This is a genomic window from Coprobacillus cateniformis (assembly GCF_009767585.1).
Classification (GTDB): domain Bacteria; phylum Bacillota_I; class Bacilli_A; order Erysipelotrichales; family Coprobacillaceae; genus Coprobacillus; species Coprobacillus cateniformis.
This window is the reverse complement of the sequence record NZ_WSNW01000001.1, coordinates 3,043,535-3,058,966: the sequence shown is the minus strand read 5'-3', so window position 1 is coordinate 3,058,966 and position 15,432 is coordinate 3,043,535. Positions and strand designations below refer to the sequence as shown.

The 15,432-nt window shown below is 32.8% G+C and carries 10 protein-coding genes; all 10 read right to left on the bottom strand.

Annotated elements, in window-relative coordinates:
- Window positions 1-4: 4 nt before the first annotated feature.
- Window positions 5-2,950, bottom strand: coding sequence for a chromosome segregation protein SMC (locus GQF29_RS15065; RefSeq protein WP_008790614.1), 2,946 nt, complete (start codon window positions 2,948-2,950; stop codon window positions 5-7).
- A 16-nt stretch (window positions 2,951-2,966) separates the two neighbouring features.
- Window positions 2,967-4,361: a sensor histidine kinase gene (locus tag GQF29_RS15060; RefSeq protein WP_008790613.1), complete on the bottom strand. Its 1,395-nt coding sequence runs from the start codon at window positions 4,359-4,361 to the stop codon at window positions 2,967-2,969.
- Window positions 4,358-5,032 (bottom strand): response regulator transcription factor, encoded by a 675-nt coding sequence (locus GQF29_RS15055; RefSeq protein ID WP_008790612.1) that lies wholly within the window; start codon window positions 5,030-5,032, stop codon window positions 4,358-4,360. Before GQF29_RS15055 ends, GQF29_RS15060 begins: the two co-directional genes overlap by 4 nt.
- A 236-nt stretch (window positions 5,033-5,268) precedes the next feature.
- The gene (locus tag GQF29_RS15050) at window positions 5,269-8,721 is read right to left on the bottom strand and encodes a tetratricopeptide repeat protein (RefSeq protein ID WP_117769014.1); all 3,453 of its coding nucleotides are present in this window, start codon (window positions 8,719-8,721) and stop codon (window positions 5,269-5,271) included.
- Between the two features lie 39 nt (window positions 8,722-8,760).
- Window positions 8,761-10,416 carry a CvpA family protein gene (locus tag GQF29_RS15045; protein WP_117769015.1) on the bottom strand — a complete coding sequence of 552 codons (1,656 nt, stop codon included), beginning with the start codon at window positions 10,414-10,416 and terminating at the stop codon, window positions 8,761-8,763.
- Window positions 10,409-11,332: a DHH family phosphoesterase gene (locus GQF29_RS15040; protein ID WP_008790609.1), complete on the bottom strand. Its 924-nt coding sequence runs from the start codon at window positions 11,330-11,332 to the stop codon at window positions 10,409-10,411. The genes GQF29_RS15045 and GQF29_RS15040 overlap by 8 nt, the downstream gene beginning before the upstream one ends.
- A gap of 81 nt (window positions 11,333-11,413) precedes the next feature.
- Window positions 11,414-12,610 carry an acetate/propionate family kinase gene (locus tag GQF29_RS15035; RefSeq protein ID WP_054689254.1) on the bottom strand — a complete coding sequence of 399 codons (1,197 nt, stop codon included), beginning with the start codon at window positions 12,608-12,610 and terminating at the stop codon, window positions 11,414-11,416.
- A 215-nt stretch (window positions 12,611-12,825) separates the two neighbouring features.
- Window positions 12,826-13,029, bottom strand: a complete 204-nt coding sequence (locus tag GQF29_RS15030) for an alpha/beta-type small acid-soluble spore protein (protein WP_008790607.1) — start codon at window positions 13,027-13,029, stop codon at window positions 12,826-12,828.
- Window positions 13,030-13,087: 58 nt separating this feature from the next.
- On the bottom strand, window positions 13,088-14,284 hold the full coding sequence (thiI, locus tag GQF29_RS15025; protein ID WP_017143796.1) for a tRNA uracil 4-sulfurtransferase ThiI: 1,197 nt from the start codon (window positions 14,282-14,284) through the stop codon (window positions 13,088-13,090).
- A gap of 4 nt (window positions 14,285-14,288) precedes the next feature.
- Window positions 14,289-15,428: a cysteine desulfurase family protein gene (locus tag GQF29_RS15020; RefSeq protein ID WP_008790604.1), complete on the bottom strand. Its 1,140-nt coding sequence runs from the start codon at window positions 15,426-15,428 to the stop codon at window positions 14,289-14,291.
- Window positions 15,429-15,432 lie beyond the last annotated feature (4 nt).

Genomic DNA, 15,432 nt, shown 5'->3' with positions numbered 1-15,432 from the left:
CTCCTTATGCTGTCTGTGCCAAATCAATAGCATCTTTCAATTTGACACTTACTAATTTTGTAACACCTTTTTGCTGCATTGTTGCTCCATACAAAAGATCACATTCTTCCATTGTCCCTTCTCTATGTGTAACAACAATAAATTGTGTTTCACTTGAAAATTCCTTTAAATACTTTGCAAATCTCTCAACATTTGCAACATCTAATGCTGCTTCAACTTCATCTAAAATACACATTGGAACTGGACGAACTCGTAAAATAGCAAACAAACAAGAAATTGCAATTAATGCTTTTTCTCCTCCTGAGAATAAAGTGATATTTTGAACCGCTTTTCCTGGTGGCTGAACATCTATATCAATACCTGTTTCTAAGATATTATCTGGATCACTATAACGCAATTCCGCTCTTCCTCCACCAAATAAATTTCTAAAAACAATATTAAATTCTTTATTAATCTTCTCAAATGTTTCACTAAAGCGTGTCACCATAATCTCATCCATTTCATCAATCGCTTTCAAGATACTATCTTGAGCACTAATTAAATCCAAACGTTGTGTATTTAAACTCTCATAACGAGTTGAAACGTCTTGATAATCCTCAATAGCCTGTAGATTAACATTTCCTAGTGAATCAATTTTATGACGTAAAAGTCGCACAGTTTCTTTCGCTTCATGCATATTCACTTCAGTTGCTAATTCTTCCTTAGCATATTCATAAGTCATTTTGTATTCGTCATTTAAACGCAACAAATAGTTTGATAACTCTGTTTCTTGTTTTGCCTTTTCAATCTGTTTTTGTGTCATATCTGATTGAATTTCACGTAAATGTGAACGTGAAGCCCTAAGGGTTTCTTCAATCTTATCATTCTCATTAACAAAACTCATACGTAATTCACGTTTAGCCTGAATAGCTTCAGTTAAACGGTCACGACGTTTTTTAGCTTCATTTAATTCATTAATTAGTTGATTATCCTGAGCCCCACTTTGAATCTCAGATAACTCAATACTCCGATTTGTTAAATTCTCATACTCACTTTTAGCGACTTGTAAATCACTTTTCTTGTTCGTCACAACAACTTCTAATTTGGCAAATGACATTTGTTTTTGTAGTAAATTATGAGAAATTTCACGTGCCATGTTATCTAAATCATTTAATTTTGATTTTTTCTCAGTCATTTCTTTTTCTTGCGATTCAATAACCTCTTTAATCATTTCTAATTCACGTTTACTAGCAAACGATGAAGATTGTTGTTTATAACTTCCTCCAGTCAAAGAACCTCCAACATTCACAACTTCGCCATCTAATGTGACAACCTTATATCTTGCAAAAGTTGCACGTGATAAGGCTGATGCATGTTCTAATGTGTCAACAAGAATAATATGCCCCAATTGATTCAAAACAACACTATCAATTGGTGTATTATATCTCACAAAATCACTCATCACACCTAAATATCCTGATGTGTTTTGACATACAACCTGATGTTCTTCTCTAATTCTTCTGGCTTGCATTGTTTCTACTGGTAAGAATGTGGCACGTCCTGATTTATTGTCTTTTAGGAAACGAATGGCATCTCTTGCACCTTCATCTGTTTTGGTCACAACAAACTGAACAGCATTCCCAAGCGCAGTTGACAATGCCAGTTCATATTCTGGGTCGCTTTCTAATAAATCTCCAAGCACACCAATAATGCCATTTAAAGATTGCCTCGCTTTCATAACCGAACGAACCCCATAACTATAACCAGATTTATTTTCGACCACATCAATTAATTGTTCTTTACGTGCACGATTATTATGTAATTGTAAATTTAAGTTTTCTATATTTTGTCTAAGAGCCATCATATCATTACGATTGCGTTCCTGTGATGCTTCTAAATCCATTTTTTCTTCTTTAGTTTCATTATAACGATGAACACGATCATTATATTCATTCACAGCATCCTGTAAAATAGCCTTCATTTGAGCAATACGTGCCTGCAGATCTTCTTTATCTGTATTCTCAAGGATATGCTTACGATTTGTATCAATCTCTACTTTTTGCGTTTCTAATTCATTCACATTATTCATTGCTGTTAAAAGTTGACCTTGTAATCCATTAACCTCTTGATCTAAATCATACATTTTTTTCTTTAATGTTTCATTCTGCTGTTCATTTAAAAGGATTTGTCCATCAATTGTCACTTTCTCTTTATCTAAAAAATCCAGAGATACATTAAGGTCTTTCAAAGATTCAGATAAATTTTCTATTTCTTTAACCAAAACACTCACTTCGATAGACTGTAATTGATCTTTAAGTTCTAAATAAACCTCTGCTTTTTCTTTTTGTCTCTTTAAAGGAGCAATTTGTTTTTCGAGTTCTAAACAAATATCTTCAACACGATCTAGATTATCTTTGGTTCTTTCTAGCTTACGGATAGATTCTAGTTTACGTTTTTTATATTTTGCAACACCAGCAGCTTCTTCAAACATTCCACGTCTTTCTTCTGGTTTACTATCAGCAAAAGTAGAAATATTTCCTTGAGATATAATTGATAAAGAATCTCTTCCAAGTCCTGTATCCATAATCAAATCAACAATATCTTTTAAACGACATGGTTCTTTATTAATTAAATACTCTGCTTCATTATTTTGGCGATAGAGACGTCTCGTAATTTCAACCTCATTATAGTCAAAGTTCATAAAACGATCTTCATTATCAAATACCAAAGTCACTTCTGCCAAACTTTGAGGTTTACGATCTTCGCTGCCATTAAATATAACATCTGCCATATTAGAACCACGTAACGACTTGACTGACTGTTCTCCTAAAACCCAACGCACTGCATCACTAATGTTTGATTTTCCACATCCATTAGGACCTACAATCCCTGTAATTCCTGGTTGAAATTCTATGACCGATTTATCAGCAAATGATTTAAAACCGTGTAATTCAATTCTTTTTAAATGCATAGATTCAAATCCTTTCCTAAAGTGAATTATCCTTGTCTTTTTTCATTAACCTTTCTGTAATATGAAAAGTTCTTTCCTGAGGAAGACGAATAATAAACTTACTTCCTCCATCCTCTCTGGATTTTACATCAATTGTTCCACGATGTAAATCAATAATTCTTTTGACAATAGATAATCCTAATCCATTTCCTTCAATACTTCTTGATTTATCCTGACGATAAAATCTTTCAAAAATATGAGAAATAGCCTCTTTGCTCATTCCTACTCCTGTATCTTCAATTGTCACTTCAACTTCTTTAGATGACTTTTTAACAGAAATAGTCACAACACCATTCTCGTTTGTATACTTAATTGCATTATTTACCAAATTAATCCAAACCTGTTCTAACCTTGATTCATCCGCTTCAATCCGAATATCATTTTTGGGCAACTGAAACTCTATTTCAATATTTTTACTTAAAGCCAAATTATCTTGTGTTTCAATAACACGACTTAATTGTTCAATTAATGAAAATTCACTTGTTTCTAATTTTACATCTTCCCCATCCAAAATTGTTAACTGTAACATATTCTTAGATAAGGTTGATAAACGCTTACTATGAAACAATATAATATCAGCATATTTTTGTCTTTGTACCAATGGCAATTCTTCATTTTTTAATATTGTTGCAAAACCTTGAATAGCAGTCAGAGGTGTTTGAAACTCATGGGAAACATCTGAAATAAATTGTTGCCTTGTTTCTTCCTGTTTAGCTAACTGCTGTGCCATTTGATTAAAACTGCGATTCAATCGGGCAATTTCATCATTACCTGTATAATTAACACGAACACGATAATTTCCTTTAGACAATTCATTTGTTGCTTTATTTAATCGTGAAATTGGTTTAACAATAATATCGGCAATAATCAAGAATGTAATACTCCCTGCAACTAACATACAAAAAACAGCAATCATAGCCGAATCTACAAAGACCATTTCTTTTTTCCCTATATCTTTTTGAACAAAAATAATGTATTTTTGTCCATTAATTTGAAATGATTTCGCATATTTGCGCATTGAAGAATCTCTTAAGGTTATCACTGTCCCTAAATGGTCATTCAATTTCTTATAGTCTTCACTAGATAACTGTCTTCCCGATATTGTTCCATAATCTGTTCTTTGCCCATTGCTTTCAATATAAAAACTAGCCTCTGATGTATCAGCATAACCTGATAAAATTTTAGGCAAATCACCATCCTCAATAATCTGTAAAAGATCAGCAATATGTTCAGAAGAACTTTCTAATTCTTCTACTGCTAATCTTCCTAATTCATCCGAATTTTTACGTAATGAAAAATATCCAGCAATGGAAAAACTAAACAAGATACTAACCAAGAATCCAAGAATCAATTTTCCATAAATGGATTTCATTGTTCAACCTCAATCTTATAACCAAGCCCACGTACTGTCACAACTTTAAAACCTGGCAAATGACCTAAATTTTCTCTAATTCTCTTAATATGAACATCAACAGTACGATCAAATCCATCATAATCCATTCCCCAGATCTTTTCAATCAGTTGTTCACGAGTAAAAATTTGATTAGGATTTTTAGCAAGCTCAAAAGCAAGTTCAAATTGTTTTAAAGGCAAATGTAATGTCTCATCATGATAACGAATTTCATACTTATCACCATCAAAAATAACATCTTGAATTTGAACAATATTTTGGCTATTAATACTATAACGCTTAAGTATTGTTTTTACTCTTGCAAGGAGTTCATCTGGATCAAAAGGCTTTGTCACATAATCATCAATTCCTAATGAAAAACCTCTTAATTTATCAGCTGACTGAGATTTTGCTGTTAACATAATCACAGGAATATCTTTAAATTCTTTCATTTCCTCAACCAATTGAAAACCATCCATGACTGGCATCATGATATCAACAATAGCCAAATCAATATACTCATTTTCCAATATTCCTAAAGCTTCTTCTCCACCGCTTGCCTCTCTTACAGAAAAACCTTCTTTATCCAAATAGAAACGTATTAGCTCTCTAATATGCTCTTCATCATCAACCACTAAAATTTTAGATTTCATGATCATACACCTCGATTCATTTTGTAATTATATCATAATTAAAAGGAAATTCCTATATCTATCAAATAATAAACCAGTAAAACTCTGTTCTTCTTTTTTTATTTATAATTTTGTTAGAATTGTTTTTAATAATCTTTATATTTTCCTGTCTCCAAACTCAAAAACAGCCTTATAATGCATATAAAAAATGGAGTTACATACTCCATTTTCTCACCTTATTGCTCTTTTCTTCATTATTAATGTCTTTTAAATATTGAAAAACCTTTTTTCTTCTTTGCTTTTTCAGAGATTTCTAATAACAATTCACTTGCACCATCAATTTCTTTTTCCACTGCTTTTTGACACCATACCTGAGCTTGTTCTAGATCAATCTTTGTCCCTTGTCCATACGTATAAGCTCTAGCAAGATTCATAAATGCATGGTAATCACCACCATCAGCAGCCTTCTTAAATAATTGGAAAGCTTTCTCAAAATCCAATGGTACTCCATCTTCCTCTTTATAACAAACTCCTAAGTTATTCATTGCTCCATAATGCCCTTTATCAACAGCTTCCTGATAATATTGAATTGCCTTTGTCATATCCCGATACTGTTCCTCTGCCTCAAAATCATATAACACCGCCAAATTATACATAGCTGAAACATGACCTTTATCTGCCGCAATAGTATAATATTTTAACGCCAGAGGGGTATCTTTTTCAACACCAAGTCCTGATTTATATAGAGTGGCAAGAGCATAATATCCACGTGAATAATCTTGATCCACTGCCTTTGAATAGTATTCAATAGCCTTCTGATAATCTTGAGAAACTCCTCGTCCAAATTCATACATATTTCCTAAAGCAATATCAGCATCAAGGTAACCCATTTGAGATGCTGACTGATAATTTTCAAACGCCAAATCATAATCAACATCACAACCAATACCATATTCTAAAAAACGTGCAACATTATATAAACCTCTCGTTGAATTTCGTTGAGCAGCTGCCTTATAAAGTTCAAAAGCCTTTTGCAGATCGATATCAGTACCAATTCCGTCTTCATAACAGCAGGCAAGATTACACTGAGCTGGTGGATATTGAGAATCAGCAGCTATTTGATAACATTCAAAAGCTTTTTGTTCATCAATTGGACCAGCCTTTCCTAGTTCATAAAACAGCCCTAAATTAGAAACAGCACGAGGATAATGACTTTGAGAAGATATTTGATAGTATTCAAAAGCTTTTTGCATATTGACTTCGAGACCAATTCCCATTTCATAGCAATATCCTAAATTACATTGTGCGACTTCATCTCCAAGTTCTGCAGCTTTATAATAATATTCTACAGCTTTTTTATCATTCTGTTCAACGCCAGTGCCTTCTTCATAATACAAACCTAAATTACAAAGAGCACGCGTATAATTCATTGCCGCAGCTTCTTCATAAAGTTCTACCGCTTTAGCAAAATTGCTTTCGCCATCAACACCAATTTCATAAAGATTAGCCAAATTACACAAAGCTCGAGGATTTCTTTGCTGGGCTGCAAGTTCATAATATTTCTTAGCCAATTGGAGATCTTTCTCAACACCAATAGCCATTTCATAGCAATATCCCAAATTACATTGTGCAACATCATACCCTAATTCAGCAGCTCGTTGATAAACTTCTACTGCTTTTTGTAAATCAACAGATGTTCCGATTCCCGCTTCATAACAATATCCTAAATTTGTCATTCCACGAAGATTACCACCTTGTGCAGAGCGTTGATAATATTCAAACGCTTTTTCTAAGTTTCTCTCACACCCAATACCATTTTCATAGTAGTAACCTAACGTACACATTGCCATTGGATCCCCTAATTCAGATGCTTTTTGATAACATTCAAATGCCTTGTTCAAATCTTTATCAACTCCTAGCCCATCTTCATATAGGAACCCAAGACTTGCATATCCTCTTGGATAATTATATGCAGCTGCCTGTTCATAAAGTTCTTTAGCTTTTACATAATCAGGAGCACCATCAATACCTTTTTCATAAAGATACGCAAGATTGCACATTCCTCTCAAGTTGTTTTGCTGAGTTGCTAATTCATAATATCTTTTCGCCTGTTGAAGATCCTGTTCAACACCAATTCCAACTTCATAACAATATCCAAGATTACATTGTGCAATATCATAGCCTAAATCACTTGCCTGTTGATATATTTCTACTGCTTTTTTTTCATCAACTGCTGTTCCGATCCCCGCTTCATAGCAATATCCTAAATTTGTCATGCCACGCAAACTTCCTGCATCACTAGATTGTTGATAATATGCAATCGCCTTCTCTAAATTCTTTTCACAGCCAATCCCATTCTCATAATAATATCCCAATGTGCATAATGCCCCAGAATCATTTAAATCTGCTGCTTTTTGACAATATTCAAATGCCAACTCCTCATTCTTATCACAACCTATTCCATTTTCTAAGTAGTAAGAATATTTACACATTGCATAGACATAACCAGTTTCAGCACTCCGTCTTAGATAATCCATAGCCAAAGACATATTTTCATCTTCAATTAATTTTCCATAAGACATCATTGCTCTTGGATATCCCATTTCCGCACTTCTCAAATAATATTCTTTTGCTTTTTCAATATCTTTTTCTATACCAATACCCATTTCATAGCAATACGCTAAATAGCAATGGGCTGGTGCATAGTTTTGATGAGAGGCTTGTTGATACCAATATACAGCCAACTGCGGATCTTGTTCAACACCCTCTCCAGCTTCATAAAAATATCCCAGTTGTAACTGAGCACTTTCCAATCCTTCATTAGCAGCCTCCTGATACCAGGTTGCTGCTTCATGATAATCTTCCTGAACTCCTATTCCATATTCATAACAATATCCAACACTATACTTAGCTTGTGTAAAACCTAAGTCTGCAGCTTTTTTATAATGCGTCATTCCTTTAATTTCATCTTTATCAACACCTCTACCGAAGCAATAGCATTCTCCTACATAGAACAATGCTCTAGGCATATCTTTTGCTGCTGCTTTTTCAAAATATTCGAATGCTTTTTCATCATCAACTTCACAGCCAATTCCCTCATAAAGACAAAAAGCATAATTACACGAAGCGATTTCATCATCTAAATCAGCAGCCATTCGATAAAAAGCAACTGCTTTTTCTTTATCCATTGGTGTACCTAAACCAATCTCATTCATATAACCTAATGAACAGATTGATTTTGCATGATTCATTTTTGCAGCTTTCTCATAAAGCTGATAAGCCATATACTCATCTTGAACTCGTCCACGCCCATTCATATACATAAGTGCTAATTGAAATAAGTCTTCTTCAAAAGTGGGTGTTTTTTCTTCCTCTAAGGAAGATACTACTGACAGCAAGCAAACATCTGCCCCAATGATTTTACCATCTTTCTCAACATAATAATGTTCTTCTTCAAGATATGGCGAGTTTGTTAAATCCGGATAAGTCATCACATCATAATTCATCATTAATGCGTACACATTCCTTTCCACCAACTCCTCTGGGCAAGTCAATGTTTTAACTTTCATTAATGCTGTCTCATTCTCTATACCATGATCATCTACTAAATAAACCCAAGCCATATCATCATAGTTCATGGCAATAAAATCTACTTTCCATCTGTTAAACAATGGCTCATACATCTTCAATCTTTCTAACAACTCATTCATAAGTTCCCCTCCTTTAATGAAAGGGTACATCTTAGTACCCTAATTAATTTTTATAGATGAAACCGTTTCACTATTTGATTCATCTTCTACATATTCAATTGTAACTGTATCACCAGCTTTTAACAATGGTAACCCATCATTTAATGAAATTGGAGCTATAAAATTTTTATTCAATCCTTCTAAACGGAAATAATAATGAGAATTCCCATTAACAACAGCTGACTGAATACGCTCAATCTTTGCAGTGACTGTTTTTGCTTCAAAATCCACTTTGACTTTTCCATTATCACTCAACAATTTGTAATATTGTTTTTCTGCCTCTGCCACACTGTCTCCTACAGCTACAATTTGATAGTTTTCTACACTTACAAAAGCATATTGTTTTACAAGTCCAGCACCATCTTTTAGTGACATAAAATATGTTGGCTGTCCTCCAGCATTAATGAGAATTGGGAAAGTTGCTGTATATTTTAAATTCTGTACTTTCCCTTCAGCTGAAGACATAGCCGAAAACTCTTCTGCTCCACTAATTGCATAATACTTTGATTCTTTTGTACGCATATTAATCAAAGCAAAACCAACATTAGAGGCATCACTTGATACAGAAGTTAAACCTGTGTATAAATAAACATCATCATCTAAAGCAATATAGTTATAACCATCCGTTGGTTTTAAAACACCCTTTTGTGAGAAAATTGTATTAAAATATCCATTTGTATATTTCCCCCAATTCTCTAATTGGCTTAATAATAAATCAGAAGGATAAACTCTATCCACCCACGTCGGAACATCTTTAATATCATAATACTGACTGCTGCCATCAATCGCATTAACCATAATAGCTCCAGTAATATCCTTACCTCCAAATAATCCAATTTTATAATTATATACTGGTGCAATCCAATATGGTTTTCCATCATCATCAATTTCAAACGATGGTTCTTCAAACATCATTGTTGGATAATGTAATCGAATATGTCTGTTAATATTTCTAAAAAATAAATCTGAATGTGAATATTTCATTCCTTCTTCTAATCGAACAACTTCTGATTCTTGTGTAACCATATCAACACGAATATATGCTGGCAATCCTTCTCCATGGTTTGTAAACCATTTAATCAAATCACTATATGAGATTGTTGTCACTCTAAATGGCTTGTCATTAAAGTTGATTTGTCCATACTCATCATCTACTTCAAACTGTGATACATAATCTACGATTTCTCCCATTTTACGATCACCTAATCTTTGTGCACTATCCTTATCTACAACTGGTATAGATTGATAGTTCACCTTTTCATTATCTTTATAAAAATCTGCATTTTTATCAACATTCAATTGTTCTTGATAACGAGAAGCATGAAAAATAGGTGAACTTATTAACTGTCCAATAAATACATAAGCAATAAAAATAACTGCAACTCCTAAGATATATTTATTGATTTTATCAAAAGAAGCATTAAACAAACTTCTTAGTCCAATAAATATAATCAAACAAAAACTAAAGAAAAAGACGAAGTCTGGTGATCTTAGATTAATAGGCAAGAGTGTAAAATACTCTGCAACCAAAAAGAAGATAAGTGTAATAACCAGTGCTTTGATTGTCCCATTTTTCTTCGGTGTTTTTGACTGGAAGAACTCACCTCTATTGCCTTCTACAACTCTTCCAAAAAACTTTTCAAAAATTTTATCCATTGATTTTCTCCTTTAATTTCCCAACTAATACTTCTAATTCATCTAGCGAACTTAAGGTTGCCCCACTTGCATACATATGTCCACCGCCATGAAATTGATTTGCGATTTCATTCACCGCTATCCCGCGACTGCGAATACTCACACGATAGTTGTGATCAATATCATTTTGTGTAACTGCTAACCACACTTGGAATTCTTCTATATTGGCAAGAGTATTCACATAGTTAGACCCCTGTTCCCTTGATATATCTAACCATGTAAGATCTTCTGTACTTAAATAATACCAAGCCACTCCGCTATCTTCTTGATAATGATTATAAATAAATTTTGTAACTTCTAAGTCAGTTTTTCTTCGCATATATAATTTTTGATAAAGCTGTTCAATATTGATACCCGCATCTAACAAATAAGATGCTGCCTCAAAAGTCTTTGCAGATGTAGAACTATACATAAAACGATTACTATCTCCAATAATTCCTAAATACAAAGCATTCGCTGCTTCAATAGGTATTTCTACACAAGCTTCTTTAAATAATAGAGTAACAATTTCACTGCATGAAGATGCACTTTCTACTTCTATATTGATATCACCATATGTATCAACAACAATATGATGATCTATCTTTATGACTTGATCACATACAGATAAATCACCATCAATACGCTCTCTATTTGCTGTATCCAAAACAATACCAAGCGTTTGACCTTTAATAATTTCCCCCTTTTCAAAATCAGGATATAAATGCATCAAATCACTATCCATATTCCCATGTAATACAATATTTTTTTGTGGAAATAATTTCTTCAATGTCCAATACATGCCTAACTGTGACCCAAATGCATCTAAATCGGGATTCACATGTCTATATAATACAATTTGATCATATTTTTCTTTTATATCTAATATTTTATCCATTCTTATCACCTTACTCAATATAATACCATAGAATGTCTACAATATGAACTTAAAGAAGAAAAAAAGAACTCTTTTGAGTTCTTATAAACCAAGTAACCTTACTGTATCTCTCGCAATCATCACTTCTTCATTTGTTGGAATAACCATAACTTTGATTTGTGAATACTGATGAGAAATCACTCTATTCTCAGGTCCTCTAATAGCATTCAATTCCTCATCCAAGAAAACACCAAATGCTTTAGATACATCATCAATAATAATACGTCTTAAATAGGCGGCATTTTCACCAACACCAGCTGTAAAAGCAATTGCATCACAGCCACCCAATTCAGCATAATAAGCGCCAATATATTTAGAAACAATTCGTGCATATAACAATCCAGTTAATAAAGCACGCTCGTCTCCTTCTTTAAACAGTGCGTTTTCAATATCTCTAGAATCTGAAGATATACCAAAGATTCCCAACATACCAGATTTCTTATTATAGATATCCAAAACTTCATCAGGTGTCTTATTGAGTTTCTTACATAGGTAAGGCATAATTGATGGATCAACATCACCACAACGTGTTCCCATCATCACACCTGCAAGTGGTGTAAATCCCATAGATGTATCAATACACTTCCCATCCAAAACCGCAGAAATACTAGCACCATTTCCCAAATGACAAACAATAACTCTAGAACCTTTTGGTTTCCCAAGCATTTCAATGACTTGTTCTGAAACATATTTATGACTTGTTCCATGAGCTCCATATTTTCTCACTTTTAAATCAGTATAATATTCTAATGGCAAAGCATATAAATATCTTTCTTTATCCAACGTTTGATGAAAAGCTGTATCAAATGTGAAAACATGTTTCACTCCAGGCAATGCATCTTTAAAAGCACGATATCCAACCAAATGTGCTGGATTATGTAAAGGTGCCAATTCACAAAGTTCCTCCACTTTGCTTACAACATCCTCATCAACAACTGCACTATCATTAAAATATTCTCCGCCATGAACAATACGATGTCCAACCGCATTAATTTCACTCAGTTCCTGAACAACACCTTCTTCAACAAGTGCCTTCAATAACATATCTACAGCAACCTGATGATCTGGAATAGAACAAGTATCTGTTTTTTTCTCTCCATTATATTTAATCGTAAAAATTGCATCCTCCATTCCAATTCTTTCAACAATTCCTGAAGTAATAACATCCTCACTTGGCATATTAAATAATTGAAATTTTAAAGATGAACTTCCAGCGTTAACCGCCATAACTTTTGTCATATATTTCATTCCTCCTACGTACATATTCATATTGTACAAAAAAAAACAAAATAACTCAACTAGAAATTGTAAGCGATATCAAATTTTCACATATTTTGGCAATAAAAAGAAATAGATATTCCTTCTTTTTCATTTTATATTTGCTTTTATCATTAAGAAAAAACCCTACTCATAAATGAATTATGACTAGGGTTTTCGTATCTTAATCTCAATGATTATTGTTGTCTACCAGCGATTTGATTTTGTCCCATTTGAACTAATCTCTTAGTGATTTCACCACCAACAGATCCGTTAGCACGAGAAGTTGCATCAGGTCCAAGGTTAACACCAAATTCATTTGCGATTTCGTATTTCATTTGATCGATTGCATTTTGAGCACCAGGAACTACTAATTTATTTTTGCTTGAGTTTGTATTCATAACTTTCACCTCCTGACACAATTAGTTTGTGTCAGATATGAAATCTTATTCAAAAAAATTAAAATAAATTTTCAACATTTTTATAATCGTTATTTATGACAATAAAAGTTGTTTGTTCAATACAGTCCTGAACCATTTTATCAAAGTCCCAGTTTTCTTCAAAAGCTTTTGCCTTATAACTTTTTGGCTTTGTGGCAGGTTGTTTAGGTGTGAAAATTGTACAGCAATCTTCATGTGGTCGAATCGAAATATCATATGTTCCAATTTTATTTGCTAAATCAATGATCTCTAATTTATCCATACATGCAACAGGACGCAGTACTGGCATAGAAATCACTTCATTAATAACAGACATACTTTCTAAAGTTTGCGAAGCAACTTGTCCGATACTTTCACCATTTACAATTGCTAAGCAATTATTTTTTTGAGCAACTCCCTGAGCAATACGATACATCATTCTACGCATAACTGTCATTGCATAACTTTCTTCACAATGTTCATAAACAGCCAATTGCAATTCTGTGAATGGGACAATATGTACAGTAATCTTTCCATGTGTATAATGTCTCAAAACATCAACCAAATCTAAAACTTTTTCTCTAGCTAAATCACTTGTATATGGTGGTGATGCATAATGTATACATTCTATATCAACACCACGTTTTAGAGTTAAATAACCTGCTACAGGTGAGTCTATTCCTCCAGATAACATCAATAAAGCTTTACCACCAATTCCAACTGGATATCCACCTGCACCCAAAATCACATTATCCATTACATAAGTGAATTCTTTTCTCAATTCTACTTTTACAAGAATATCCGGATGATGAACATCGACCTTTAATTCTTTTGATGTATGATGAAATACATGTCCAGCAATTGCTGTATTAATATCATGTGACTGCATAGGAAATTCTTTATCATTTCTTTTTGTATCAATTTTAAAAGTATTTCCAGGATTATTTTCAATAACATGCAGGCATGCTTCTTTTATACTTTCTAAATCACTTTTTACTTGATAACACAACGAAAAAGAATGAATTCCAAAGACTGTTTTTAATTGACGACAAACAGCCTTTGCATCCTCTCCATTTAATAGTATATACATACGATCAAAAGATAATTCATATTTTAAATTTTGAAATGAATTTAAGATTTCTTTTGTATTTTGACATAATTTACGAATAAACAATTTACGATTTTTTCCTTTTGTAGTCAGTTCTCCAAAACGGACTAAAATATGATTACATTCCATCTATTTACCTCTGCTTCTTAATTGTCTTTAACGTTGAAGAAAGATGATATAAAAATTCATCAATTTCTTCTTGCTTTGTATGGTGTGAAAAACTTATACGTATAGCACTTTGAGCAATTTCAATAGGAACACCCATAGCCCCTAACGTTCTTGAAACATCATTCTTACGTGAAGAACATGTACTTTTTGTAGAAACATAACACTCATGTGCCTCTAATGCATGGAGAATCACTTCAGGCTTATATCCAACACATGAAAAATTCAAAATATATGGAGAACTTTCTTCCATTGGTGTGTTTATCACAATATCAGGCTCTTGTATAAATGCATTTCTTACATATCTATTTAATGATTTAACATATTGATATTTATTGTCTTGATTTTCCAGTGCTAAACGCAATGTTTTTGCAAACATAATATGTGTAGCTGTATTTGATGTTCCACCACGTAGCCCTGATTCTTGCTGTCCACCACAAATCAATGGAATTAAAGAAGTTGACTCTTTCTTGAAAAGAACACCGCTTCCTTTTAATCCATAAATTTTATGGGCCGAAAAACTTGCCATATCCACAACAGATAAATCAATAGGTATTTTACCTAATGCCTGAACCATATCAACATGAAACTTTGTTTTCTTATTTTTTTGAGATATGATTTCTCTAACTTCATGAATAGGATTGATAATACCAACTTCATTATTGACATACATTAACGATACTAAAATTGTATCATCACGAATTTTATGACTTAACTCATCTAAATTTAACCGTCCATTTTGATCCACAGAAATAAAATCTACCTGAAATCCAAAAACATCTCTTAACTGAATACAAGCATTGTATACACTTGAATGTTCAATTGCACTAGTAATAATATGTTTCCCTCTATTTTGATATTGAAAAGCACACCCTTTAATCGCAATATTGTTAGATTCACTTGCTCCACTCGTAAAAAAAATCTCTGTTGGTTTAACATCTAACATATCAGCAATCAAACTTCGTGACTTTTCCATCAATGAACTTGTTTGTAACCCCAGTGAATATAATGAATCAGCATTTGCAAAATAATCATTTAATAACGATTGATACATTTGATTAACCTCTTTATCCAATGGTGTTGTTGATACATAATCTAAATAAATCATATAT

What these genes read in the sequence shown, in the direction of transcription:
- GQF29_RS15065 (WP_008790614.1), bottom strand. Translation starts at nt 2,950, where the DNA reads ATGCATTTAAAAAGAATTGAATTACACGGTTTTAAATCATTTGCTGAT.
- GQF29_RS15060 (WP_008790613.1), bottom strand. Translation starts at nt 4,361, where the DNA reads ATGAAATCCATTTATGGAAAATTGATTCTTGGATTCTTGGTTAGTATC.
- GQF29_RS15055 (WP_008790612.1), bottom strand. Translation starts at nt 5,032, where the DNA reads ATGAAATCTAAAATTTTAGTGGTTGATGATGAAGAGCATATTAGAGAG.
- GQF29_RS15050 (WP_117769014.1), bottom strand. Translation starts at nt 8,721, where the DNA reads ATGAATGAGTTGTTAGAAAGATTGAAGATGTATGAGCCATTGTTTAAC.
- GQF29_RS15045 (WP_117769015.1), bottom strand. Translation starts at nt 10,416, where the DNA reads ATGGATAAAATTTTTGAAAAGTTTTTTGGAAGAGTTGTAGAAGGCAAT.
- GQF29_RS15040 (WP_008790609.1), bottom strand. Translation starts at nt 11,332, where the DNA reads ATGGATAAAATATTAGATATAAAAGAAAAATATGATCAAATTGTATTA.
- GQF29_RS15035 (WP_054689254.1), bottom strand. Translation starts at nt 12,610, where the DNA reads ATGACAAAAGTTATGGCGGTTAACGCTGGAAGTTCATCTTTAAAATTT.
- GQF29_RS15030 (WP_008790607.1), bottom strand. Translation starts at nt 13,029, where the DNA reads ATGAATACAAACTCAAGCAAAAATAAATTAGTAGTTCCTGGTGCTCAA.
- thiI (WP_017143796.1), bottom strand. Translation starts at nt 14,284, where the DNA reads ATGGAATGTAATCATATTTTAGTCCGTTTTGGAGAACTGACTACAAAA.
- GQF29_RS15020 (WP_008790604.1), bottom strand. Translation starts at nt 15,428, where the DNA reads ATGATTTATTTAGATTATGTATCAACAACACCATTGGATAAAGAGGTT.